The organism is Nocardiopsis sp. NPDC007018 (assembly GCF_040635075.1).
GTDB lineage: Bacteria > Actinomycetota > Actinomycetes > Streptosporangiales > Streptosporangiaceae > Nocardiopsis.
In genome coordinates this window covers 1-23,584 of record NZ_JBEYHA010000041.1, presented here as the reverse complement: position 1 = coordinate 23,584, position 23,584 = coordinate 1, and the positions used below count along the sequence as shown (strand labels likewise).

22 protein-coding genes are annotated in these 23,584 nt (G+C 71.8%); 11 read left to right on the top strand and 11 right to left on the bottom strand.

The annotated features are described in order from the left end of the window. Positions 1–41 precede the first annotated feature (41 nt). Entirely contained in the window at positions 42–2,252 is a 2,211-nt protein-coding gene (gene recG / locus ABZ635_RS20115) for an ATP-dependent DNA helicase RecG (protein ID WP_357767280.1), read from the bottom strand. Between the two features lie 375 nt (positions 2,253–2,627). Here recG and rpmB point away from each other — a divergent pair, with 375 nt between their 5' ends. Then, complete coding sequence (gene rpmB, locus ABZ635_RS20110; protein WP_013151263.1) at positions 2,628–2,813, top strand: 50S ribosomal protein L28; 186 nt, start codon at positions 2,628–2,630, stop codon at positions 2,811–2,813. 120 nt (positions 2,814–2,933) lie between these two features. Here rpmB and ABZ635_RS20105 read toward each other — a convergent pair whose 3' ends face one another. Both ABZ635_RS20105 and ABZ635_RS20100 read right to left on the bottom strand, forming a co-directional pair. Continuing rightward, the gene (locus ABZ635_RS20105) at positions 2,934–3,584 is read right to left on the bottom strand and encodes a cellulose binding domain-containing protein (protein WP_357767277.1); all 651 of its coding nucleotides are present in this window, start codon (positions 3,582–3,584) and stop codon (positions 2,934–2,936) included. Positions 3,585–3,785: 201 nt separating this feature from the next. Continuing rightward, positions 3,786–4,772 (bottom strand): thiamine-phosphate kinase, encoded by a 987-nt coding sequence (locus ABZ635_RS20100; protein ID WP_357767274.1) that lies wholly within the window; start codon positions 4,770–4,772, stop codon positions 3,786–3,788. A gap of 149 nt (positions 4,773–4,921) precedes the next feature. On the opposite strand from ABZ635_RS20100, the gene ABZ635_RS20095 reads away from it, so the two are divergent. After that, positions 4,922–5,155 (top strand): Lrp/AsnC ligand binding domain-containing protein, encoded by a 234-nt coding sequence (locus tag ABZ635_RS20095; RefSeq protein ID WP_357767271.1) that lies wholly within the window; start codon positions 4,922–4,924, stop codon positions 5,153–5,155. A gap of 31 nt (positions 5,156–5,186) precedes the next feature. Beyond that, positions 5,187–5,648 (top strand): DUF3515 domain-containing protein, encoded by a 462-nt coding sequence (locus ABZ635_RS20090; protein ID WP_357767338.1) that lies wholly within the window; start codon positions 5,187–5,189, stop codon positions 5,646–5,648. 104 nt (positions 5,649–5,752) lie between these two features. Here the strand turns inward: ABZ635_RS20090 and ABZ635_RS20085 are convergent, their stop codons facing one another. Next, entirely contained in the window at positions 5,753–6,523 is a 771-nt protein-coding gene (locus ABZ635_RS20085; protein WP_357767268.1) for a DUF3105 domain-containing protein, read from the bottom strand. Positions 6,524–6,612: 89 nt separating this feature from the next. On the opposite strand from ABZ635_RS20085, the gene ABZ635_RS20080 reads away from it, so the two are divergent. From ABZ635_RS20080 to ABZ635_RS20055, 6 genes are all read left to right on the top strand, one after another. Continuing rightward, positions 6,613–7,326, top strand: coding sequence for a DUF305 domain-containing protein (locus ABZ635_RS20080; RefSeq protein WP_357767265.1), 714 nt, complete (start codon positions 6,613–6,615; stop codon positions 7,324–7,326). Positions 7,327–7,542: 216 nt separating this feature from the next. Continuing rightward, positions 7,543–8,988, top strand: coding sequence for a cytochrome ubiquinol oxidase subunit I (locus tag ABZ635_RS20075; protein WP_357767262.1), 1,446 nt, complete (start codon positions 7,543–7,545; stop codon positions 8,986–8,988). A gap of 12 nt (positions 8,989–9,000) precedes the next feature. Further along, positions 9,001–10,038: a cytochrome d ubiquinol oxidase subunit II gene (gene cydB / locus ABZ635_RS20070; RefSeq protein WP_357767259.1), complete on the top strand. Its 1,038-nt coding sequence runs from the start codon at positions 9,001–9,003 to the stop codon at positions 10,036–10,038. 171 nt (positions 10,039–10,209) lie between these two features. Then, a complete protein-coding gene (gene cydD, locus ABZ635_RS20065; protein WP_357767256.1) occupies positions 10,210–11,955 on the top strand; it encodes a thiol reductant ABC exporter subunit CydD in 1,746 nt (581 codons plus the stop codon). After that, positions 11,952–13,715 (top strand): thiol reductant ABC exporter subunit CydC, encoded by a 1,764-nt coding sequence (cydC, locus tag ABZ635_RS20060; RefSeq protein ID WP_357767253.1) that lies wholly within the window; start codon positions 11,952–11,954, stop codon positions 13,713–13,715. Before cydD ends, cydC begins: the two co-directional genes overlap by 4 nt. A gap of 106 nt (positions 13,716–13,821) precedes the next feature. Beyond that, positions 13,822–14,640: an EI24 domain-containing protein gene (locus ABZ635_RS20055; RefSeq protein ID WP_357767251.1), complete on the top strand. Its 819-nt coding sequence runs from the start codon at positions 13,822–13,824 to the stop codon at positions 14,638–14,640. A gap of 84 nt (positions 14,641–14,724) precedes the next feature. Here the strand turns inward: ABZ635_RS20055 and ABZ635_RS20050 are convergent, their stop codons facing one another. Genes ABZ635_RS20050 through ABZ635_RS20035 form a run of 4 tightly spaced genes read right to left on the bottom strand, consistent with a single transcriptional unit; the run spans position 14,725 to position 19,041 of the window. Beyond that, the gene (locus ABZ635_RS20050; RefSeq protein ID WP_357767248.1) at positions 14,725–15,849 is read right to left on the bottom strand and encodes a D-alanine--D-alanine ligase family protein; all 1,125 of its coding nucleotides are present in this window, start codon (positions 15,847–15,849) and stop codon (positions 14,725–14,727) included. 59 nt (positions 15,850–15,908) lie between these two features. Next, positions 15,909–17,126 (bottom strand): aminotransferase class I/II-fold pyridoxal phosphate-dependent enzyme, encoded by a 1,218-nt coding sequence (locus ABZ635_RS20045; protein WP_357767245.1) that lies wholly within the window; start codon positions 17,124–17,126, stop codon positions 15,909–15,911. Positions 17,127–17,137: 11 nt separating this feature from the next. Continuing rightward, the gene (locus ABZ635_RS20040; RefSeq protein WP_357767242.1) at positions 17,138–18,202 is read right to left on the bottom strand and encodes an NAD(P)H-dependent glycerol-3-phosphate dehydrogenase; all 1,065 of its coding nucleotides are present in this window, start codon (positions 18,200–18,202) and stop codon (positions 17,138–17,140) included. Continuing rightward, positions 18,199–19,041 carry a lysophospholipid acyltransferase family protein gene (locus ABZ635_RS20035; protein WP_357767239.1) on the bottom strand — a complete coding sequence of 281 codons (843 nt, stop codon included), beginning with the start codon at positions 19,039–19,041 and terminating at the stop codon, positions 18,199–18,201. Before ABZ635_RS20035 ends, ABZ635_RS20040 begins: the two co-directional genes overlap by 4 nt. A gap of 226 nt (positions 19,042–19,267) precedes the next feature. Between ABZ635_RS20035 and cofC the strand changes: the two genes are divergently transcribed. After that, entirely contained in the window at positions 19,268–19,984 is a 717-nt protein-coding gene (cofC, locus tag ABZ635_RS20030) for a 2-phospho-L-lactate guanylyltransferase (RefSeq protein WP_357767336.1), read from the top strand. Here the strand turns inward: cofC and ABZ635_RS20025 are convergent. The 3 genes from ABZ635_RS20025 to leuC form a co-directional block, all read right to left on the bottom strand. Further along, positions 19,965–20,246, bottom strand: a complete 282-nt coding sequence (locus tag ABZ635_RS20025) for an HU family DNA-binding protein (protein WP_014910144.1) — start codon at positions 20,244–20,246, stop codon at positions 19,965–19,967. The genes cofC and ABZ635_RS20025 overlap by 20 nt on opposite strands. Before the next feature lie 349 nt (positions 20,247–20,595). Continuing rightward, positions 20,596–21,192: a 3-isopropylmalate dehydratase small subunit gene (gene leuD, locus ABZ635_RS20020; protein ID WP_357767236.1), complete on the bottom strand. Its 597-nt coding sequence runs from the start codon at positions 21,190–21,192 to the stop codon at positions 20,596–20,598. 28 nt (positions 21,193–21,220) lie between these two features. Continuing rightward, positions 21,221–22,627 carry a 3-isopropylmalate dehydratase large subunit gene (gene leuC, locus ABZ635_RS20015; RefSeq protein WP_357767233.1) on the bottom strand — a complete coding sequence of 469 codons (1,407 nt, stop codon included), beginning with the start codon at positions 22,625–22,627 and terminating at the stop codon, positions 21,221–21,223. 131 nt (positions 22,628–22,758) lie between these two features. Here leuC and ABZ635_RS20010 point away from each other — a divergent pair, with 131 nt between their 5' ends. Further along, complete coding sequence (locus ABZ635_RS20010) at positions 22,759–23,493, top strand: IclR family transcriptional regulator (protein WP_357767231.1); 735 nt, start codon at positions 22,759–22,761, stop codon at positions 23,491–23,493. The last annotated feature ends 91 nt before the right edge of the window (positions 23,494–23,584 follow it).

Sequence of the window (23,584 nt, the reverse complement as noted above, 5' to 3'; positions counted from 1 at the left end):
GCCCCACGGTAGTGCGCTCCGGGGCACGCCGGCGCGGGGCGTCAGGTCTTGTCGAGGTACTCGGCGCGCTCCTCCGGCAGCAGGGCCTCCAGGGCCCGCGCCAGCGGCGGGTGCCCGGTCAGACCGGGGTCCCGCTCCACCAGGCGGGTGGCCTCCTCACGCGCCTCACCGATGAGTTCCTCGTCCTTGACCAGCGTGAGCATCCGCAGACTCGAACGGGAGCCGGACTGGGCGTCGCCGAGCACGTCGCCCTCCCGGCGCATCTCCAGGTCGGCGCGGGACAGCTCGAACCCGTCCGTGGTCGAGGCCACGGCGGCCAGGCGCTCGCGAGCGGGGCTGCCCTCCTCGGCCTCGGTGACCAGCAGGCACAGCCCCGGCAGGGTCCCCCGACCGACCCGTCCGCGCAGCTGGTGCAGCTGCGAGATCCCGAACCGGTCAGCGTCCATGATCGCCATGACCGTGGCGTTGGGCACGTCCACACCGACCTCGATGACGGTCGTGGAGACGACCACGTCGGTCTGGCCGGAGGTCAGGCGGCGCATCACGGCGTCCTTGTCGTCCGGGGCCATCCGCCCGTGCAGCGCCTCCACCCGCACGTCCGCCAGCGGCCCCTCCCGGAGACGGGCCAGCACGTCCAGCACCGCCAACGGGGGCCGGTCGCCCGCAGGCGCGTCCTCGGGTGGGGTGTCGACCTCGTCACCGGCCTCCGTGCCGCCGGAACCGTCCCCGATCCGGGGGCAGACCACGAAGGCCTGCCGCCCCCGGCCCACCTCCTCACGGACGCGTTCCCAGGCACGGGTGAGGAAGTGCGGCTTCTCGTGGGCGGGGACCACGTGGGTGGAGATCGGCGCGCGCCCCTGGGGCAGCTGGGTGAGGGCCACCACGTCCAGGTCGCCGTAGACGGTCATCGCGACGGTCCTCGGGATGGGTGTGGCGGTCATCACCAGCACGTGGGGGCGACCGTCCCTGGCCTTCTCGCGCAGGGCGTCGCGCTGCTCCACGCCGAAGCGGTGCTGCTCATCCACGACGACCAGGCCCAGGTCGGCGAAGGAGACGTGTTCCTGGAGCAGGGCGTGGGTGCCGACGACGATCCCCGCCTGGCCCGACGCGGCCTCCAGCAGGGCCTCGCGCCGGGCGGCGGTGTTCATGGACCCGGTGAGCAGCGCGACACGGGTGGCGGTGTCGGCGCCGTCGATCTGCCCGGCCCGGCCGAGCGCCCCGAGCATCGCGCCGATGGACCGGTGGTGCTGCTGGGCCAGGACCTCGGTGGGAGCGAGCATGACCGCCTGGCCGCCGGAGTCGACCACCCGCAGCATGGCGCGCAGGGCCACCAGGGTCTTGCCCGCGCCGACGTCGCCCTGGAGCAGGCAGTGCATGGGGTGGGTGGCGTCGAGTCGCTCGGCCAGCCGTTCGCCCACCTCCCGCTGGCCGTCGGTGAGTGTGAACGGCAGCTGGGCGTCGAAGGCGTCCAGGAGGCCTCCGTCCGCGCCTGGCCGGGGACGGGCGGGCAGCTCCTGCGCCTGCTGGCGCCGCTGGGCCAGGGCGAGCTGGAGCACGAAGGCCTCGTCCCACTTCAGGCGGCGCCGTGCGGCCGCGACCTCGGACCACTCGGCGGGCCGGTGCACGCGCACCAGGGCCTCGTGGACACCCAGCAGCCCCCTGCTCTCGCGCAGTTCCGGGGGGAGGGGGTCGGGGAGGTCCACCGCGTAGTCGAGGGCCACCCCGACCGACCGGGCGATGGTGGCGGAGTCCAGCCCCTTGACCGCCGGGTAGACGGGGATGAGCTCGTTGGCGTAGGCGCGGGCCGCCTCGCCCTCCAGGCCCTCGTCTTCCAACAGCACGTACTCGGGGTGGTCGAGCTGGCGGCGACCCTTGAAGGTGGAGACCCGGCCGGAGAACATGGCCAGCCGCCCGGGGACGAGGGTGTTCTGGTGGTGGGAGCCCCGGTTGAAGAAGGTCAGGTGGAGGCGGCCGGTGCCGTCCGTGACGGTGGCCTCCAACATGTCCATGCGGCGCCGCCCCTGGCGGGCGGGGATGGTGCGCCGCCGGGCGTCCAGGACCTTGGCCTGCACGGTGACGTCCTCGCCCTCCCGCAACAGCGCGAGGTCGGTGAGTTCGCCCCGGCGGTCATAGCGGCGCGGATAGTAGCGCAGCAGGTCGCCGAGGGTGTGCAGGTCGAGTTTGTCGGCGAGTGCCTTCGCCGTCCTGCCGCCGAGCGGTCCTTTGCGCAGCGGCTCGTCCCAGGTGCTCACTGTGGTTCCCGTCCCGGTTGCGTGGGGTCGACCGTCACTGTCACCGTAGACCTCCGGTGCGACGACCGGCGTCAGGCTGAGCATGGGCAACGGAACGTTGCACCCGGGGTATACTCGTCAGAGTTCATCGCGTTTTCGCCATGCCCGCGTGGCTGATCTCGATGCTCCGGTGGGTGTGTGCGGCCTCGGCCGCGCCTCTTCTCGCCGTTGCGCGTACGGACGCCCGCCAGTGGTCTGATTCCACCTTCGGGCATGTCCCTCGTGTACTCTTCCACGGTTGGCGTCCTCGCCAACCTGCCCACCCGGCCTCCTCCGGCCGGATGACCTCTCGCGTGCGGCGACGTGCGCGATCCCGAGCACTTGAATGGAGTTACCGTGGCTTCCGTCTGCGACGTCTGCGGCAAGGGACCAGGGTTCGGTAACAGTGTTTCCCACTCGCACCGTCGCACCCGCCGCCGCTGGAACCCCAACATCCAGACCGTTCGCACCCGCGTGGGCGGCACGCCCAAGCGCGTGAACGCGTGCACCTCGTGCATCAAGGCTGGCAAGGTGACCCGCTAGGGTCCCTCCCACCCGTAGTCCTCGAAGGGCCCTCCGACTCCGTCGGGGGGCCTTCGTGCTGCTCGGGGCGGGGTGTGCGGAGCGAGCGGCGGGCTGAAGGAAAGCTCCCGGGCCGCCGGCCTACAGGTCGCACACGTGCCCGTTCAGGGAGCACCGGACCGGGCTCTGGGAGGCACCGATCGCGTCGAAGGTGAGCGTGGCCGACTCCCCGGGCTCCAGGTGGCCCTCGGTCCCGGACTGGCGGGCGAGGATGCCGTCCTCCAGCGGTTCCCAGTCTGCGTCGTGCACCTCGGTGACGTCGGCGCTGCGGAAGGCGAGCGCCAGCTCCCACGCGTCCAGTCGGGTCCGGGAGGTGTTGGTGACGGTCACCCTCCCGGTGAAACCGACCGACGTCACGTCCATGACCTGGTAGGAGACGGCGGTGGGCTCCGACCCGGCCTGGGTCTGCGGGCCGCCCGCGCCCTCCCCCGACGAGGCTCCGCCGTGATCCGGCCGCGGGGAGGCGTCCTGGGTGGGGGCGGCGTCGTCGGGCCCGGGGGCCTGCGTCGCGCCGGGCGGTCCGCCGAACTGGAGGTAGATCTGGGTGGTGCTGTAGCCGAACAGGAGCAGCCCCAGGATCACCCCGGAGACGACGAGGACGTTGAGCAGCCTCGGCGGTTCGACCCGTTTGGGGACCGTGCTCTCCAGGAGTCCACCGATCCTCCGCAGCGCGCCGGCGTTCTCCGGTTCGCTGCGGTGTGCTCCACGACGATGGCCGTGCCGCCTAGCCATGCCGCCCCATGTGCCGCCTTCCGACGTTGTTCCGCTGGCCGTGCCCGCCCCGGGCCGACGGCCGTGCCGACCGGGGGTCTCGCCTCGGGTGGACCGCCACGGGTCCGCGCCCCGCGTGGGCGGATTCTCGCCCGGAGGCCGACGCTGACCGCGATGGCAAAGCCTAGCGTGATCACCAAACAGGACAAATCCAAAACGGGGTCAGTCCCGCCGGAAATGATCCCACCCCCCGTGTTCGACCGCGTTCCCGTCGACCGTGACGGTGGAGCGCGTGCCGGTCTCCGGGGTCTCGCCCACGGTCCCCACGCGGTGCCAGTGCTCCGGGAGCACGACCTCGGGCGGGAAGACCGCCGCGAGCGCGTGGTCCTCACCGCCGCCCACCATCAGGCGGCGGGCGGCGTCCACAGCCTTCCCCGTGGGAGCCCCGAGTACACGGACGGCCTCGAGGAGTTCCGGCTCGGGGCGCAGCGCCTCGGCCTCCAGCCGGACGCTCACGCCGCTGGCCCGGCAGACGTGCCCCAGGTCCTGGGCCAGTCCGTCACTGACGTCGAGCATGGCGGTCGCCCCGAGCCGGGCCGCCTCCGGCCCCGCGACGTAGGGCGGGCTCGGGCGCCGGTGCTCGGACAGGCACAGCGCCGGCCCGTCCAACCCCCGCTCCAGCAGGGCGAGTCCGGCGGCGGACAGGCCCAGGTGTCCCGTGTAGGCGACGACGTCACCGGGCCGGGCCCCGTCGCGGCGGACCGGAGCCCGTCCTTCGAGGTCGCCCAGGGCCGTGACCGCGATCGTGAGGGTCCGCGACCCCACCGTGTCCCCGCCGACCACCGCGCCGCCGGCCAGCGCGCACTCGTCGCGCACACCGGCGGTGAACTCCTCGGCCCACGCCACCGGGAGTTCGGGGGGCGCGGCGAAACCGATGAGCAGTCCCGTGGGGCGCGCGCCCATGGCCGCCACGTCGGCGTAGTTCTGCGCCACCGCGCGGTGCCCGACGTCGCGGGCGCTGGACCAGTCCCTTCGGAAGTGGCGGCCCTCGACCAGGAGGTCCGTGGTCGCGACCGTACGCCCGTCGGGCGCGGCCACGACCGCGGCGTCGTCGCCGGGTCCGAGGATTACGTCGTCCGTCCTGGGGAATTGGCTCGTCACGCGCGTGATGAGAGCGAACTCGCCAAGACCCCCAATGGTGCTCAACACACAGATCAGGGTACGGTGACGCTCCGGCGCAGTGGTCTAGACCCCGTGGTCAGGCCCCCACGTTCGTCACCCGTCCGTCATCGGCTGTGCCCTCCGGCCGGGCCGCGTCCGTTCGGCGCCCCCCGGCTCGGCACGAAGGAGAAGTCATCATGGTGCAGGCATACATCCTGATCCAGACCGAGGTGGGCCAGTCCGCCGAGGTCGCCGAGCGTGTGCGCGGGATCGCGGGGGTCGACCAGGCCAACGACGTCACGGGTCCCTACGATGTGATCGTGCAGGCGCGAGCCGAGGACATGGACTCCCTGGGGTCCCTGGTGGTCGCGCGCATCCAGCGCCTGGACGGTATCGCCCGTACCCTTACCTGTCCCATCGTCAACATCTGAGGTCGACCGAGTCGACGGAGCGAGGTTGCCCGTGCCCAAGCGCTACTTCGGAGCGGCCCTGGCCGTGGTCCTGGTGACGGCCGGATGCGGAGGGCAGACCGTGCAGATGCAGCCGCCCGAGACGGACGGCGTGACGACGGAGGCCTGTGCGGCCCTGGTCGCCGACCTGCCCGACACCCTGCTCGACGCGCGGCGCGCGACGGTCCAGCCCGAGTCGCAGGTGATGGCGGCCTGGGGCGACCCGCCCATCGGCCTGCGGTGCGGCGTGCCCCGCCCCTCCTCCCTGGAGATGGACTCGGTCCTGGAGGAGGTCAACGGTGTGGCGTGGCTCCCCCAGCCCGAGGACGCCCCCACCATGTACACGGCGGTCGAACGCGAGGCGTACGTCGAACTGACCGTGCCGCCCTCCTACGGAGCGCCCGCCCCTGCGCTCTCCACACTGAGCGACCTGATCGCCGAGCACCTGGAGGAGCGGGCCGACAGCCCGCGGTGACCGCGCGGGCGGCGTCCGCAACACGTACGGGGCCGGGGCGGTGTGCGCCTGCCGGCCCCGCTTCGGTGTGTCGGTGGGACGTCCGGACTCGTGTCGCCGGGACCCTACTCCCCGCCGTCCTCGTCCTCGCGGGCCTCGTCGGCACCCTCGGTGTCGGTGTCCTCGTTGTCGGTGTCGGAGCCGGACTCGTCGCTGTCCGCGCCCTGGAGGGACTCGGCGTCCGGCCCGTCCTCGGCCAGTTCGGCCTCGATCTCGGCCGCGGTGAACGAGATGGAGCCGGAGCAGGCGGCCCCGGGCTCGGGGACGTCCCCGCCGCGCTCGTAGAACTGGACGTAGCGGGCCAGGTTCTCGTCGTCGGCGCGGTCGGCGGTGATCTGGCGGCCCCAGCTGGAGGCCACGATCGGGGCGGGCATGTCACCCTCGTAGGGGCTGATGACCAGGTAGTCGCCGGGGTTGTAGAAGCCCTGGAGCGCCTCGATCTGGTCCTCGGCGAGGTCGGGCTCGTAGGTGATCCAGACCGCGCCGTGCTCCAGGGAGTGGACCGCGAACTCCGACATCAGCGGCTCGGTGTACACGCCGCAGTTCTGCCATCTGTTCCAGTGCTGGCCGCCGACCGGCGGGGACTGGGCGTAGTCCACGCGCTGCCCGTCCGGCACGTGGTTGTACTCGTCGATGGCGTACTCCTGTACGCCGTCGATGTTGCGGGAGCGGAACTCCATGAAGACCGCGGTTCCCAGGAGACCCAGGACCGCCGCGGAGGCTACGCTGATCCCGGCGATCTTGAGGATCTTGGCGCGGCGTTCCTTCTTGCGCTGCTCTTCCCGCAGGGCGGCGGCGCGAGCGCGACGCTCCTCCGCCTTCGTCTTCTTGGCCACTGGGTCTCCTGGGCTGGATGTGGTCGAATGGGACTTTCCTATCCTCTACTTTGGCATCAGAGTGGTGCGATTTGACCAGGGTGGTTCTGATGGGGCATGTGACCGGGGCAGACTCCGACCGTTCCGACGAGGGGTCGTACGAGGACGAGTCGGCCGCGCCCGACGCGGTTCCGGAGGACGGCGGCGGTGCCGAGGCACCCTCCGCCCCCGGCCGCTCCGTGCCGCTCTGGTTGACCGTGACACTGGTCATCCTGGCCCTGGCCGGGGGTCTGCTCGTGGGGCGCCCGTCGTACCCGCTGGACACCAGCGCCGACGCCGGTTTCCTGCGTGACATGAGCACGCACCACGCCCAGGCCGTGGACATGTCGCTGGTCATCATGGAGAAGACCGACGACGTCGAGATGCTGACCATCTCCACGGACATGGCGCGGACCCAGCAGGCGCAGATCGGCATGATGCAGGGCTGGCTGAGCGCGTGGGGGCTCAACGCGCGCGCCTCCGAACCTCCGATGACCTGGATGGCCGACCACGACCACGGCGGCGGTGAGGGCGAGGTGCCCGAGACCATGCCGGGGTGGGCCTCCGAGGAGGAGCTCGTGCGGCTGGCCGACGCCGAGGGCCAGGAGGCGGAGGTCCTGTTCCTGGAGCTGATGATCGCCCACCACCTCGGCGGGATCGAGATGGCCGAGGCCGAGGTGGAGCTGGGCGACGAGGAGCTGGTCACCACCTTCGCCCAGGGAATGGTCGACGCCCAGCAGTCCGAGGTGGACAACATGGAGCGCATGCTGGAGTCGCGCCGGTAGTCCCCCTCCCCTGAACCAGCTCCGACCGGGCGGCACGTCGGAGCGGACCCACCAGCGACAGCACGGCGGCGCGCCCTCGTACCGGGGGCGCGCCGCCGTCGTTCGTCGGGGCGCGGCCCCGACGTGTCCGGTCTCTCAGGGGGGTACCCCGAAGTACGACAGCAAGTAGCACTACAGTTCGTAGTACTACCGGCGGTCGGTAACTGAGAGGCTGGCATGGAAGCTCTAGACCTGGCGAGGTGGCAGTTCGGTGTCACCACGATCTACCACTTCCTCTTCGTCCCCCTGACGATCGGGCTCTCGTTCATCGTGGCCGTGCTCCAGACCTTCTGGTACCGCACCGGAAGACACGAGTACCTCCAGGCCACCCAGTTCTTCGGCAAGCTGTTCCTGATCAACTTCGCCATGGGCGTGGTCACCGGGATCGTGCAGGAGTTCCAGTTCGGCATGAACTGGAGCGAGTACTCGCGCTTCGTCGGCGACGTCTTCGGAGCGCCCCTGGCCATGGAGGCCCTGCTCGCCTTCTTCCTGGAGTCCACCTTCATCGGGCTGTGGATCTTCGGCTGGCACCGGCTGCCGCGCGGCGTCCACCTGGCCTGCATCTGGGTGGTCGCCGTCGGCACCAACCTGTCGGCGTACTTCATCCTGGCCGCCAACGCCTGGATGCGCCGCCCGGTCGGCTACGAGGTCAACCCGGAGAACGGCCGCGCCGAGCTCAACGACATCTGGGCCGTGCTCAGCAACGACCAGGCCTGGTCCACCTACCTGCACACCGTCTCGGCCGCCTTCGTCACGGCAGGTCTCTTCGTGGTGGCCGTCAGCGCGTTCAAGCTGTGGCGCAACACCCGGCACGGCGACACCGGCGAGGCCGGAGTCACACCGCCCCGACGGGACCTCGCGCTCTTCCGCTCCACCCTCAGGGTCGGACTGGTCTTCACCCTGCTGGCCGGGGCGCTCACGTTCGTCTCCGGCGACCACCAGGCCAAGCTCGCCGCCGAGTACGAGCCCATGAAGCTCGCCGCCGCCGAGGCCCTGTGGGAGACGGAGGAGGGCGCTCCCTTCTCCACCTTCGCGGTCGGCGACACCGAGGCCCGGTACAACCCGATCGACGTCGGCGTCCCCAACATCCTCAGCTTCCTGGCCACCGGGCACTTCGACGGCGAGGTACACGGGATGAACAACCTCCAGGAGGCCTACGAGGAGTACTACGGACCGGGGGACTACATCCCCAACGTGTTCGTCGTCTACTGGGCCTTCCGCCTCATGATGGGCTTCGGGATCTTCGGGGTGGCCGTGGCCGCCCTGGGGCTGTGGCTCACCCGCGGGCGGAAGCGGCTGCCCAGGACCCGGTGGTTCTACTACGCCGCGATCGCCGCGCTGCCCGCCGCCCTGCTCGCCAACATCTTCGGCTGGGTGCTCACCGAGATGGGGCGCCAGCCCTGGACCGTCCACGGCGAACTGCTCACCGCGAACAGCGTCTCCCCCGGAGTCAGCCTCGGGACGGTCGCCATGAGCCTGGGCGTCTTCACCGCCGTGTACGGGCTGCTGTTCGTCATCGAGGTCGGCCTGCTCTGGAAGTACGTCAAGAAGGGCCCCTCACACCTGGTCCCGGATCTGGAGAACGACGAGGACGAGTCCCAGATCCCCCACTTCAGCTACTAGGAGCCAACGACCATGGAACTGGCCGTCATCTGGTTCGTCGCCATCGCGGTCCTGTGGATCGGGTACTTCGTCCTGGAGGGATTCGACTTCGGGGTGGGCACCCTGCTGCCCTTCATGGGCAGGCGCAACTCCGTCGACCGGCGCGTCGCCATCAACTCCATCGGCCCGGTCTGGGACGCCAACGAGGTGTGGCTGCTCACCGCGGGCGGCGCCATGTTCGCCGCCTTCCCCGCCTGGTACGCGTCCCTGTTCAGCGGGTTCTACGTGCCCCTGTTCCTCATCCTCATCGCGCTCATCCTGCGCGGCGTGGCCTTCGAGTACCGGGGCAAGCGCGACGACCCGCGCTGGCAGGACTGGTGGGACCGGGCGATCTTCTTCGGCAGCTCCGTTCCCGCGTTCCTGTGGGGCGTGGCCTTCGCCAACATCGTGCGGGGGGTGGCGATGGACTCCGACCACATCGTCACCGCCTCCCTCTTGGACCTGCTCAACCCCTACGCCCTGCTCGGCGGGGTCACGACGCTGTCCCTGTTCACCCTGCACGGAGCCGTCTTCCTGACCCTGAAGACGGACGGCCCGGTCCGCGTCCGCGCCCACCGCGCCGTCCTGCTGACCGCGTGCGTCGCGGTCCCGGCCGGGGCGGGGTTCCTGCTGTGGACCCAGCTCGCGTACGGCAAACCGTGGACGCTGCCGCTCGTACTGGTCGCCGTCCTGGCCCTGGCGGCGGGGGTCACGGCGGCCTGGTTCCGCCGTGAGGGCTGGTCGTTCGCGGCCACCGCGGTGACCATCCTGGCCGCCGTGACCGCGCTGTTCGGGTCGTTGTTCCCGAACGTGCTCCCCTCCACCACCGACCCGGCGTTCAGCCTCACCGTCCACAACGCCTCCTCCGCCGACTACACGCTCACCGTGATGTCGTGGGTCGCCCTGGTGTTCCTCCCGCTGGTGATCGGCTACCAGGCCTGGAGCTACTGGGTGTTCCGCAAGCGGGTGACCGGCGACCAGGTCAGCCTGTCGACACCCCCGGCCGAGCGGAAACCGGAACGGGTCTCCTGAACCGGCCACCCCCGCCTCCCGCACCACCCGGGGAGGCGGGGGGTACCGCGCCACCTGGAACCGGCGCTGGATACTGGACGCGGACCGCACCGTGCCCCGTGTCCGCCCCGACACATCCGCCGCACCGGCCTCCCCGCCCGGCCGGTCTCCGACGCCACGAGGATCACGCACATGAAACCGCTCGATCCGCGCCTGGTCCGCACCGCGGGCGCGGTCCGGACCCACCTGGCCGTCACCGTCGCCAGCGGCGTGCTGATCACCGGCCTCATCCTCACGCAGGCCTGGCTGCTCTCCCGGGTCATCACCGGAGCGTGGGCCGGTCAGGGCATGGACGTCCTCGGCTGGATGATCGCCGCCGTGGCCGGGGTCGCGATCGCCCGCGCCCTGCTCTCCTACCTCGCCGAGGCATCCGCCCTGCACAGCGCCGCCCGCACGAAGTCGCAGCTGCGCCGAAGGCTCGTCGCCCACGTGACCGGCCGGGGCCGCGTGTGGCTCGCCGAGGGAGGCGACCGCGAGGACGGGTCGCCGAGGGCCGGTGAGCTGGTGACCCTGGCCACCCGCGGCCTGGACGCCCTCGACGAGTACTTCTCCCGCTACCTGCCCCAGCTGGTGTTGGCCTGTATCGTGCCGGTCGCGGTGCTGGCCGTGGTCTTCTGGGCGGACTGGATCTCCGGAATCGTCATCCTGGTGACCCTGCCGCTCATCCCGGTCTTCATGGCCCTGATCGGCATGCACACGCAGCAGCGGACCGAACGCCAGTGGCGGCTCCTGAGCAGGTTGGGCGGGCACTTCCTCGACGTGGTGGAGGGGCTGCCCACCCTGGCGGTGTTCCGCCGGGCCAAGGCGCAGGCCGCCATCATCCGCAAGGTCGGCGAGGACCACCGGGCCGCCACCATGGGGACCCTGCGGATCGCGTTCCTGTCCGCGTTCGCCCTGGAACTCCTGGCGACCCTCGCGGTCGCGCTGGTCGCCGTCGAGGTCGGGCTGCGTCTGTTGGGCGGGCACATGGACTACCAGACCGCCCTTCTGGTGCTGATCCTGGCGCCCGAGGCCTATCTTCCGCTGCGTGAGGTGGGCGCCCGGTTCCACGCGAGCATGGAGGGCGTGGCCGCCGCCGACCAGGTGTTCACCGAACTCGACCGCCGACGAGGGTCGCCGCCTCCGGACGGGGACGGCGAGGAGCGGCCGACCCCCACCCCGACCGGCTCGCCCGCGCCCGCCGCCTCGGGCGACATCCGCTTCGAGGGGGTGGGGCTGCTCTACCCCGGCAGGGACGTCCCCGCCCTGTCCGGGCTGGACCTGACCGTCCGCTCCGGTGAACACCTGCTGCTCACCGGCCCGAGCGGTAGCGGCAAGACCACCCTGCTCTCGCTCCTGCTACGGCTCACCGAACCCACCTCGGGACGGATCAGCGTCCGGGCCCCCGGCGGCGGGTGGACCCCGATGGACCGGGTCCCCGCCGACGACTGGCGGCTGGGCCTCGCCTGGGTCCCTCAGCACCCGTACCTGTTCGACGTGTCCGTCGCCGACAACATCCGGCTGGGCGCCCCCGACGCCGACATGGAACGCGTGCGGGAGGCCGCCCGCATGGCCGAGGCCGACGCGTTCGTGTCCGCGCTCCCCGAGGGGTACGGGACCCGGCTGGGCGAGCGGGGCGCGCGCCTGTCCGCCGGACAGCGCCAGCGGATCGCCCTGGCCCGGGCGCTGTGCCGGGACGCGCCGCTGGTCCTGCTGGACGAGCCCACCGCGCACCTCGACCCCGAGAACGCCAGGGCGGTACGCACCGCCGTGGCCCGCCTGCTGGAGGGACGCACCGCCGTGATCGTCGCGCATGACACCGGATGGGCCGAGTCCGCGCTCGGCGCGCACCTTCGGACCGCCGCGCTTCCCCTGCTCACCGGGGAGGCCCGCCGATGAGCACCGGGACGGCCCCGCCGGAGGTCAGTGAGCGGGAACGGCGCCGGGACCCGCTGCGCCGGATGATCGGTCTGGCCCGGCCCCGGAGCGCGCGGTTCGCCCTGGGCGTGCTGCTCGGCGCCGCCGCCACCGGTTCGGGCGTGGCGCTGCTGGGAGTGGCCGCGTGGATGCTGGCCACCGCCGCGAACCACCCCTCCATCACCGCCCTCAGCGTGGCCGTGGTCGCCACCCGGGCGCTCGGAGTGAGTAAGGGGGTGACGCGCTACCTGGAGCGGCTGGTCACGCACGACGCCGCGTTCCGCACCCTCGCCGAGGTGCGGGTCCGGGTGTACGAGCGGCTGGCGCGGACCGAACCGTTCGGTCGGTTCCGCTCTGGCGACCTGGTCTCGCGCCTGGTCAACGACACCGAGGCCACCCTCGACCTGCTGGTGCGCGGCCTCACCCCGCCGTTGGTGTCGGTGGTCACCGGTGGGGCCACGGTGCTGTTCCTGACCGTGGTGTACGTCCCCGGGGGCCTGCTGCTCGCCGGGGGCCTGCTGCTGGCCGGACTCGCGGTGCCGCTCGCCGCCGCAGCGCTGGGGCGCGGCCCCGGACGGCGGGAGGCCCGCGCCCGGGGCCGACTCTCCACGACCCTGGTGGACACCCTCCAGGGTGCTCCGGACCTGGTCGCCTACGGGGCCATGGAGCGTCAGGTGGCCCGGGTGAACGCGGCGGACGCCGAACTCACCCGGGTGGCCCGGCGCGACGCGGCCACGCTGGGGCTGAGTGCCGGGGCCACCACCCTCATCACCGGGCTGACCGTGTGGGGCGCGCTGTTCTTGGGCGTGCTCGCCGTGGAGGAGGGGACGATCGGCCCGACCGCGCTGGCGGTGCTGGTGCTGACGACGCTGGCCGCCTTCGAGATCGTCGCCCCGCTGCCCGCCGTCGCGGCCCGGCTGGGTGCGATCCGGGCCAGTGGCGAGCGGCTGTTCGGGGTTCTGGACACACCTCCCGGCGTGGCCCCTCCCGCTCGGGAGGGGCTGGAGATCGACCCGGACGACGACGCGACCGTGCGCGTTCGCGGACTGCGCGTGCGCTACGGTCCCGACGAACCGTGGGCGCTGGACGGTGTGGACCTGGAGATTCCCGCAGGGGCGACGGTGGCGGTGGTGGGGCCGAGCGGCGCGGGCAAGAGCACGCTCGCGTCGGTGCTGCTGCGCTTCCGGGACCCGGACGGCGGCCGCGTGGAGATCGGCGGGGTGGACGTGACCGACTACCCGGCCGACGAGGTCCGCCGGTTGGTGAGCGGGGTCCCGCAGGACCCGCACGTGTTCGCTTCCACGCTCCGGGAGAACCTGCGCCTGGCGAGCCCGGGAGCCGGGGACGAGGAGCTGTGGGCGGCGCTGCGCAGGGTGCGGCTGGCCGGTGAGGTCGAGGCGATGCCCAAGGGCCTGGACACCCAGGTGGGGTCGCACGGCATGGGCCTGAGCGGCGGGATGCGGCAGCGGCTGGCGCTCGCCCGCGCGGTGCTGGCCGCGCCGCGCGTGCTGGTGTTGGACGAGCCGACCGCGCACCTGGACCCGGACACCCGCGACGCGGTGGTGGACGACCTGCTCGACGCGGCAGAGGGGTTCTCGACCCTGCTCATCACCCACGACCTCACCGGGCTGGACCGGGTGGACCGCGTGTACGTGATCCGCGACGGCCGGGTGATCCAGTCCGGAACGCACGCGGAGCTGATGGAGCAAGAAGGGTGGTATCGCGCCGTAGGCGTCCGTTGAGGGTGGTGGCGGGCGACGGGCGGGCGGTACCGCGCCGCCAGCCTCCGTTGAGGGCGGTGGCGGGCAACGGGTGGAACCGGTCCTTCCGGAGCGCTAGTGTTCGCCCGTGAATCCCGTACGTGAGGTCTTCGGTGGTTTCGGCGTTCTGCTGCGCGGTCTGGCGATCGTGCTGCGCAAACCACGCCTGTTCCTGTTGGGCGCGCTGCCCGCGCTCGTGACGTCCCTGCTGTTCCTGGCGGCGCTGATCACGCTCGCGGTGAACCTGACGGACCTGGTCGCGTGGGCGACGCCGTTCGCCCGGGAGTGGGACACCGTCTGGCAGGGGCTGCTGCGCGGCGCCCTGTCCGTGGGTCTGCTCGCCGGGGCGGTCCTGGTCATGGTGGTGGCGTTCACGACCGTCACCCTGACCCTGGGCGCGCCCGTCTACGACCGGATCGCGGAGCTGGTCGAACAGGAGCTGGGCGGGGCGCCCGAGGCGCAGGACGAGTCCCTGGCCGCCGGGGTGGCCCGGGCGATCCGGCAGTCCCTGGGGATCGTGCTGGTCTCCCTCGTGGTGACCGTCTGCGCGTTCCTGCTGGGCCTGATCCCGCTGGTCGGCTGGCTGATCGGACCGGTCCTGACCGCCGTGATGGGCGGCTGGCTCCTGTGCATCGAACTGACTGCCAGCGCCTTCGACCGCCGTGGCCTGCTGCTCGTCCGCGACCGGCGCCGCTTCATGGGGACCCGGCGCTGGCGCGCCCTGGGCTTCGCGGTCCCCACCTACTTCCTGCTCGCGATCCCGTTCGTCGCCGTGGCGGTGTTCCCGGCGGCGACCGCCGGCGGCACCATCCTCGCGCGCGAGCTGCTGCCCGAGACGCCCCAGGAGCCGAGCACGTCGCCGGACTCCGACCCGAACCTGCCCGAGACACCGCAGAAGCCCCAGTAGCCACCTCAGGCCTCCGTGGGACCTCGACACACGAGGGGGCGGACGACTCCGGGTCGTCCGCCCCCTCCTCTCGTTCCCGTGCGGTCAGCGCAGGCCGGGGTCACGGCGCAGCGCCGTGGTGATCATGCGCTCGACGAGGGCTGCGTAGTCCAGGCCGGTGGCGCCCCACATCTGCGGGAAGGCCGACGATGGCGTGAAACCGGGCATCGTGTTGAGCTCGTTGACGAGGATTCGGCCGTCCTCGGTGTAGAAGAAGTCCACCCGGGCCAGCCCCTCGCAGCCCATGGCCTCGAAGACGTCGGCGGCCATCGCGCGCAGGCGGGCGGTGGCCTCCTCGGGGATCTCGGCGGGGATGGTGAGGCCGCTCGTGGACAGGTACTTGGCCTCGAAGTCGTAGAAGTCGAAGCCCTCGGCCACGTGCACCTCGGCGGGGAACGAGACGTCGGGGGTGCCGCCGTCCTCGGACTCCAGCACCCCGCACTCGATCTCGCGGCCGATGACCTGCGCCTCGACCAGCACCTTGGGGTCGTGCTCGCGGGCGGCCTCGACGGCGGCGACCACGGCGTCGGTGTCCGAGGAGTCCCTCACCTTGCTGATGCCGACGCTGCTCCCGGCGCGGGCGGGCTTGACGAACACCGTCCGGCCCAGCTCCGCGACGTCGTCCAGGACCTTCTTGCGCTCGGTGCGCCAGCTGCGGTCGGTGATGGCGACGTAGTCGCTGGTGGGAATGGAGTTGCCGACCAGCAGGGCCTTCATGAAGACCTTGTCCATGGCGGCGGCGCTGGAGAACACCCCGGCGCCCGCGTAGCGCACGCCCATCATCTCGAAGAGGCCCTGAATGGTGCCGTCCTCGCCGAAGGGGCCGTGGAGCAGCGGCAGGACCACGTCGACCTCCGCCAGCCGCCGCGTGCCCTGGTCGGGGCTGACGGTCATGAGCTGGCCCGCCGTGTCGAAGGGCAGGGCGATGTCCGTGCCCTCCTCCGAGACGGTCGGCAGGGTCTTGGTCGCCGCGTCGATGCGCAGGCTCTCGGGATCGCCCGAGGCCAGGACCCAGTTTCCGGTGGGCGTGATGCCCACGGGAACGACCTCGTAACGGTCCTGGTCGATCACGGACAGGACGCTGCCCGCCGTGACGCAGGAGATCTCGTGCTCGGAACTACGACCGCCGAAGACGACGGCGACCCGAATCTTGCGCTGCTCGGACGACATGCTGCCTGACCCTATCTCGCCTGCTGATGAATCCGGTACGGGTGGATTGCACCCGTGTGTCACGTTGTCCCGTCGAGCGCCGCGAGGGCGTCCTCGACGAGGTCGTGGGGGTCCTCCAGACCGATGGAGAACCGGACGGCGCCCGGGGTGACGCCGGCGGCGGCCAGTTCGTCCGCGCTCATGTTCCGGTGCGAGGTGGAGGCCACGTGTCCGGCCAGTGTGTGCGTGCCGCCCAGTGAGGCGGCGATGGTGGCCACCCTCAGCCGGTCGGCGAAGGCCATGCCCTCGTCGCGGCCGCCGCGCGGGTGGACGGTGACGACCGCGCCGTGGCGCCCGGCGTCGAACAGTTCCCGTGCCAGCGCGTGCCCGCGGTGCGAGGCCAGCGAGGGGTGGTCGACCCGCTCCACCAGCGGGTGCCCCTCCAGGGCCTCGGCGAAGACCGCGGCGGTCGCGCACTGGCGCTCGACCCGCAGCGGAAGGGTCTCCAGGCCCCGGTGCAGCAGGTAGGCCTCGTCCGGTGCCAGGCACGGACCGAGGTCAATCCGCGCCGAACGGACGCGGTCGATCAGCTCCGGCGCGGCCACAGCGACACCGCCGGTGGTGTCGCTGTGCCCGCCCAGGTACTTGGTGGCCGAGTGCACGACCACGTCCGCGCCGTGCTCCAGGGGACGGCAGACCGCAGGGGAGGCGAACGTGGAGTCCACCACCAGCGCGGCCCCCGCCTCACGGGCGACGCGCGCCAGGCCGGGCAGGTCGGAGACGGTCATGGACGGGTTGGAGAGCGTCTCGGTGAACACCACCCGGGTCTCGGGGGTGACCGCCGCGCGCACGGCGTCCAGGTCGGTGACGTCCACGAAGTCGGTCCGCACGCCGAACCGGCGCAGCAGCCGGTCCAGCAGCGAGTACGTGTTGCCGTAGATCGAGCGGGAGGCCACCACGTGCGCGCCGGCCTCCGTGAAGGCCATCAGCACGGTGCTGATGGCCGCCATGCCGGAGGAGAAGGCCTGGCCGCGCACCCGGCCCGGGAGTCCCGCGCCCTCCAGCGCCGCGACCGCGTCGGCGAAGGCGTCCACGGTGGGGCTGTCGATGCGGGCGTAGGAGTAGCCGTCACGCGTACCGGCCAGCACGTCCGCGAACCCCTGCGAGGTCTCGAACGCGTAGGTGGTGGCACGGTGGACGGGCATCCGCATGGGGCGTTCGGTGGGGACGGGGGCCTCCGGGGCCCGTACCGCCCGCGTGTGCTCCCCCGCGCTCCCGGGACCGGGTGTGTGTGTCATCGTGCTCGCTCTCAGACGCCGTAGCGCTCCGGCTTGGTGCTGCGTGACATGAACGCCAGCAGCGCCTGCGCCGGGCTCATGTCGTGGTGCATCATCTTGACGACGGCCTCGGTGATGGGCATGTCGACCCCGTGGGTCCACCCGAGTTCGAGGATCGACTCGGAGGACTTGACCCCCTCCGCCGTCTGCCTGGTCTCCGCGACGACCTGTTCGAGGGTCTTGCCCGCGCCCAGTTTCTCACCGAAGGTCCGGTTCCGCGACAGCGGGGACGAGCACGTCGCCACCAGGTCGCCCATCCCGGCCAGTCCGGACAGGGTGTGCTCGTCCGCGCCGAGGGTGACCGCCAGACGCGTGGTCTCGGCCAGGCCCCGGGTGATCAGCGAGGCCTTGGTGTTGTCGCCGAAGCCCATGCCCTCGGCGACGCCGACCGCCAGGCCGATCACGTTCTTCATGGCGCCGCCGATCTCCACGCCCACCAGGTCCGTGCTGGTGTAGGGGCGGAAGTAGGCGGACCGGCACAGCCCCTGAAGGAGCACGGCCGTCTCCTCGTGCGGGCAGGCGACCACGGCGGTGGCGGGCTGGCGCTCCATGATCTCCCGGGCCAGGTTGGGCCCGGACACCACGGCGATCCGCTCACGGGGCAGGTCCAGCACCTCACCGACGACCTGGCTCATCCGCATGAGGGTGCCGAGCTCGACACCCTTCATGAGGCTGACGACCACGGCGTCCTCCGCGATGTGCTCGCGCCAGGAGGCGAGGTTCCCCCGCAGGGTCTGCGAGGGGACGGCCAGCACCACGACCCGGGCGCCGCTCAGCGCCTCCGCCGGGTCGGTGGTGGCCCGCAGCCCCCCGTTGAGCGTGATCCCCGGGAAGTAGTCGGGGTTCTCCGAGGACTCGTTGATCGTGTCGACCACCTCGGCCCGGCGGCCCCACAGGACCACGTCGGCCACGGGTCCCTCACCGTTCTTGCGCGCGAGGTCCGCGGCGTCGGCGACGATGTTCGCGAACGCGGTCCCCCAGGACCCGCTGCCCAGAACCGCGACCTTCACGTTGTCAGCGCCCATCTGGTCGGTCATGCCCCCGTGCTGTTCTTGCCGTTGTCGCTGTCGGCGGTGCCCCCAGGGCTCTCGTCGCCCCCGGTCTCCGCCTCTCCGGTGCCCTCGCCGCGCTCCGCGCGCCTGGCCTCGGCCTGCTCCTGGCGGGCCTTGCGGTAGTCGAAGGGCTCGGCCGGCGGGCGCTCGCCCCGGATCTGCGCCTGGAGCGCGGTGATGTCGGCCATGATCGCGCGGGTGGCGCCGTCGAGGACGGTCGCGGTGAGCGGCTGCCCCTGGAAGGCGGACAGGTCCACCGGCGGACCGGCGTTGAACTGGATTCGCTTGCGCGGGGGCAGCAGCCGCGGCTTCTTCTCGCCGTAGGGGAGGATGTCCTGCTCTCCCCAGTGCGCGACCGGGACGACGGGGACACCGGTGGTCAGGGCCAGCCGGGCCACGCCGTTCTTGGCGGTCATCGGCCACAGCTGCGGGTCGCGGGTGCAGGTGCCCTCGGGGTAGAAGATCACCGACGATCCGTCCTGGACCAGCGCCTTCTCGGCCTCGCCCAGGGCCTTGACCGCGTCGGCGCTGCCGCGCTTGATCGGGATCTGGCCGGTGCTCCGGGCCACCGAGCGGACCACGGGGATCTTCATAACCCCGTCCTTCATGGTGAAGGTCGGCCAGCGGCGGGCACCGATGTAGAGGAAGTGCGCGACGGTGAGGGGGTCGGTCACGGACAGGTGGTTGGCCGCGATGATCACCCCGCCCTGGGCGGGCACGTTCTCGGTGCCCCTCCATTCGGGCTTGGTCACGAACCACAGGACGAACCGGACGATGCGGGACACGACCCACTTGACCCATCGCGATTCTCGTTGCTTGGCCACGGGGGACTCCTCACTTCTCGCTCCCGGCCCGGTCCGGACCACGGAAGCACAACCGACTCAGTCTAGGACGTGTACCGAGGTTCCGGGTGACGCCGTTTCCGGTCCCGTCGGACACGGCCAGGGTTCCCGCGCCGCGCCGTACCCCGAACGCCTACCCTCGTCACTGTCGTGGCCGCATCTACGTCCCGGGGGAACCGTGACCGGCTCAGGAGAGCGTGACGGGGGCATGCGCGCCGGGTCGCGCTGGTCCCTGATCGTCCCAGTCAAGCACCTCGGCGCCGCCAAGACACGACTGACCCGGGCCGCTGGGGATCGGCGGGAGGAACTGGCGCTGGCCATCGCCTGCGACACGGTGGCCGCAGCGCGGTCGTGCGCGGACGTGGCGGCCGTGTTCGTGGTGACCGAGGACCCCCGAGCGCGGGCCGAGCTGGCGCCCCTGGGCGCGGTGGTGGTCGGCGGCGAACCGGGCGGCGGCCTCAACCCCGCCCTGGAGCACGGGGCCCGGGTGGCGGCGGAGCGGACGCCGGGTCTGGGAGTGTGCGCCCTCTCGGCCGACCTGCCCGCGCTGCGCCCCGAGGAGCTGGAGCGCGTCCTGGCGGCCGCCTCGGCCCACGGGCGGTCGTTCCTGCCGGACACGCCCGGCGTGGGCACCACGCTCCTGGCCGCGGCGCCCGGGAGTCGGCTGGCCCCCGCGTTCGAGGGGGCCTCGCGCGCCCGCCATCTGGCGGGCGGGGCGCGGGAGCTCGTCGTCCCCGGCTCCGACACGGTGCGGCGGGACGTGGACACCCCCGAGGACCTGGCGGCCGCGCGGGCGCTGGGGGTGGGACCCCGCACGCACGCGCTGCTGGAGCGGACAGCACTCCGCCCGGACCCCCTCTGGGGAGCCCGGGCGGGTACGGCCTGTCCGCCTGACGGCGGCGAGGCTACTTCTTGTCGCCGTTGACGAGAGCCTTGAAGTCAGCGCCAGCGCGGAACTTCGGAACGAAGCTCGCGGGGACGTTGATCGTGGCGCCAGTGGCGGGGTTGCGGGCGGTGCGAGCCGCACGCTCGGACTTCTCGAAAACGCCGAAGCCCGTGATGGCGACCTTGTCGCCCGACGCCACGGTGGCCTGAATGGTCTCAAGCACAGCGTTGACCGCTTCGGTCGCGGTCTTCTTGTCTCCGAGACGGTCGGAGATCGCGTCGATCAGGTCACGCTTGTTCATAAGGTTCCTCCGGTTCCCCCTTGCTCGCACGAAATTAGGGGAAGCAGAGGCCCTTACACAAATACAAACGCCCACGGGCAAGGCGTGTCGGGCCCCTTCCTACCTGCGAGGTCACCCTCCGCGACGAACGGTACGCAAGGGACGGGGGTGGCGAACCGGCCCCTTTTGCCCCCTTCTGCGGCCCTCAAAAGCCTACGTATAACCGGATTCCGGGCTTCGGACGCGCCGAGCTTAAGGGCACAAAGCCGGTAAGCGAGCGCTCACGTCAAGTAAAGGTAAAATTATTCGGGACCGGGGGTGCGCTGAGTCACAGCGACCCCCGATCCCGTGTCGGAGCGGCGTTGCGGAGCTAGAGCGTGACCGGCTTCCAGGGCTCGCGGGTGGCCTCGAACGCACCGATCTCGTCCGTGTGACGGAGCGTCAGGGCGATGTCGTCCAGACCCTCCAACAACCTCCACCGGGTGTAGTCGTCGAGCTCGAACGGCTCCCGCACGTCGATAGCCGGAACCCGCACCTCGCGGGCCACCAGGTCCACGGTCACCTCGACCGAAGGGTCGGCCTCGACCGCCGCCCACACGCGGTCGATGACCTCCTGCGGCAGCAGGACCGTCAGCAGACCGCCCTTGAGCGAGTTGCCCCGGAAGATGTCGGCGAAGCGCGGGGACAGCACCGCCCTGAAGCCGTAGTCCTGGAGCGCCCACACCGCGTGCTCGCGGGAGGAGCCGGTACCGAAGTCGGGCCCGGCCACCAGGACGGACGCACCCTGGTACTCGGGGCGGTTGAGCACGAAGTCGGGGTCGTTCCTGCGCCACTCGGCGAACAGGCCGTCCTCGAACCCGGTGCGGCTGACCCGCTTGAGGTAGACGGCGGGGATGATCTGGTCGGTGTCGACGTTGCTGGCGCGCAGCGGGACGGCCCGACCGGTGTGGACGTCGAACTTCTCCATGGGAGGACTCTCCTGACGGGGTCGGGGACTACTGCGGGTCCAGGTCGGCGGGCGAGGACAGGGTGCCGCGCACGGCGGTGGCGGCGGCGACCTGCGGCGAGACCAGGTGCGTACGGCCGCCCCGGCCCTGACGGCCCTCGAAGTTGCGGTTGGAGGTGGAGGCGCTGCGCTCGCCCGGCTTGAGCTGGTCGGGGTTCATGCCCAGGCACATGGAGCAGCCCGCCTCGCGCCACTCGGCGCCCGCGTCCAGGAAGACCTGCCCCAGGCCCTCCTCGTTGGCCTGCTCCTTGACCCGCATGGAACCGGGGACCACGAGCATCCGGACGCCGTCGGCGACCCTGCGGCCGCGCACGACCTCGGCGGCGGCGCGCAGGTCCTCGATCCGTCCGTTGGTGCAGGAGCCGAGGAAGACGGTGTCCACCCGCACCTCGCGCATGGGCGTGCCGGCGCGCAGGTCCATGTACGCGAGGGCCTTCTCGGCGGCGGCGCGCGCCGAGGGGTCCTCGTAGGACGCGGGGTCGGGCACGGATGCGTCCAGCGGCACTCCCTGGCCCGGGTTGGTGCCCCAGGTGACGAACGGGCTGAGCTCGTCGGCGTCCAGGACCACCTCCGCGTCGAACTCGGCGCCCTCGTCGGTGCGCAGGCCCTTCCAGTGTTCGACCGCGGCGTCGAAGTCGGCACCCCGGGGTGCGTGCGGGCGGCCCTGGACGTAGTCGAAGGTGGTCTGGTCCGGGGCGATCATCCCGGCTCGGGCGCCCGCCTCGATCGACATGTTGCACACCGTCATACGCGCCTCCATAGACAGGGCCTCGATGGCCTCGCCCCGGTACTCGATGACGTAGCCCTGGCCCCCGCCGGTACCGATCTTCGCGATCACGGCGAGGATGATGTCCTTGGCTGACACCCCGGGCCGGAGCGTTCCGTTGACGGTGACGGCCATGGTCTTGAACGGCTGCATCGGCAGGGTCTGGGTGGCCAGGACGTGCTCGACCTGGCTGGTGCCGATACCGAAGGCCAGCGCGCCGAACGCGCCGTGGGTGCTCGTGTGGCTGTCGCCGCAGACCACGGTCATACCGGGCTGGGTGAGGCCGAGCTGCGGGCCGACCACGTGCACGACGCCCTGGTCGATGTCGCCCATGGGGTGCAGGCGCACGCCGAAGTCGGAGCAGTTCTTGCGCAGGGTCTCGACCTGCTTGCGGGAGACCGGGTCGGCGATCGGGGCCAGGAGGTCCGTGGTGGGGACGTTGTGGTCCTCGGTGGCGATGGTCAGGTCCGGACGGCGCACGCCGCGACCCGCCAGGCGCAGGCCCTCGAAGGCCTGCGGGCTGGTCACCTCGTGGACGAGGTGGAGGTCGATGTAGAGCAGGTCCGGCTCGCCGTCGGCACGCCTGACGACGTGCTCCTCCCAGACCTTCTCGGCCATCGTGCGTGCCATGGGCGATCGCCCCTCTCGTGTGTCGCGTCTCGTGCTCGCCTCGTCACGGGGTGCTTCGCCTGGGCCGCGGGCCTCGCGCACGGATGTGCGGCCGACTTGCATTCCATATTTCGAGACGGCAATATCAAGCCATGGACAACTCTAGCTCATCCAGCGGTGTCGGTGTCCTGGACAAGACGATGTCCGTCCTCGACGCCCTGGAGTCGGGGCCCGCGTCGCTGGCCCAGCTGGTCCAGATCACCGGTCTGGCCCGCCCCACCGCCCACCGTCTCGCCGTCGCCCTGGAACGGCACCGCATGGTCACCAGGGACAGCCAGGGCAGGTTCGTACTCGGACCGCGCCTGGGAGAGCTGTCGATCGCCACGGGCGAGGACCGCCTGCTGGCCGTGGCCGCTCCGGTCCTGGTGCAGCTGCGCGACCTCACCGGCGAGAGCGCCCAGCTCTACCGCCGCCAGGGCGATCTCCGGGTGTGCGTGGCCGCCTCCGAACGCAGCAGCGGCCTGCGCGACACCGTCCCCGTGGGCAGCGAACTCCCGATGAACGCCGGATCGGCCGCCCAGGTCCTGCTGGCCTGGGAGGACTCCGACCGCATCCGGCGCTCTCTCGTGGGCGCGCGTTTCACGGCCGCCAGCCTCGCGCAGGTGCGCCGCCGCCGCTGGGCCCAGAGCGTCGCCGAGCGCGAACAGGGGGTGGCCTCGGTGTCGGCCCCGGTGTCCGGACCCGGCGGCCGCGTGATCGCCGCCGTGTCCGTCTCCGGACCGATAGAACGCCTCACCCGCTCCCCGGGCCGCATGCACTCCCAGGCCGTGGTGTCCGCCGCCGAGAAGATCAGCGAGTCGCTCCACACCTACGAGGGCGCGCACTAGATGAGTAATTCCCAGGGGTGCGTGGTCTGAGCATGAGGCGAGGGAGCCCATGGTCTTGTTGTGACGCAACACCTGAACTCCCTCGCCCAAG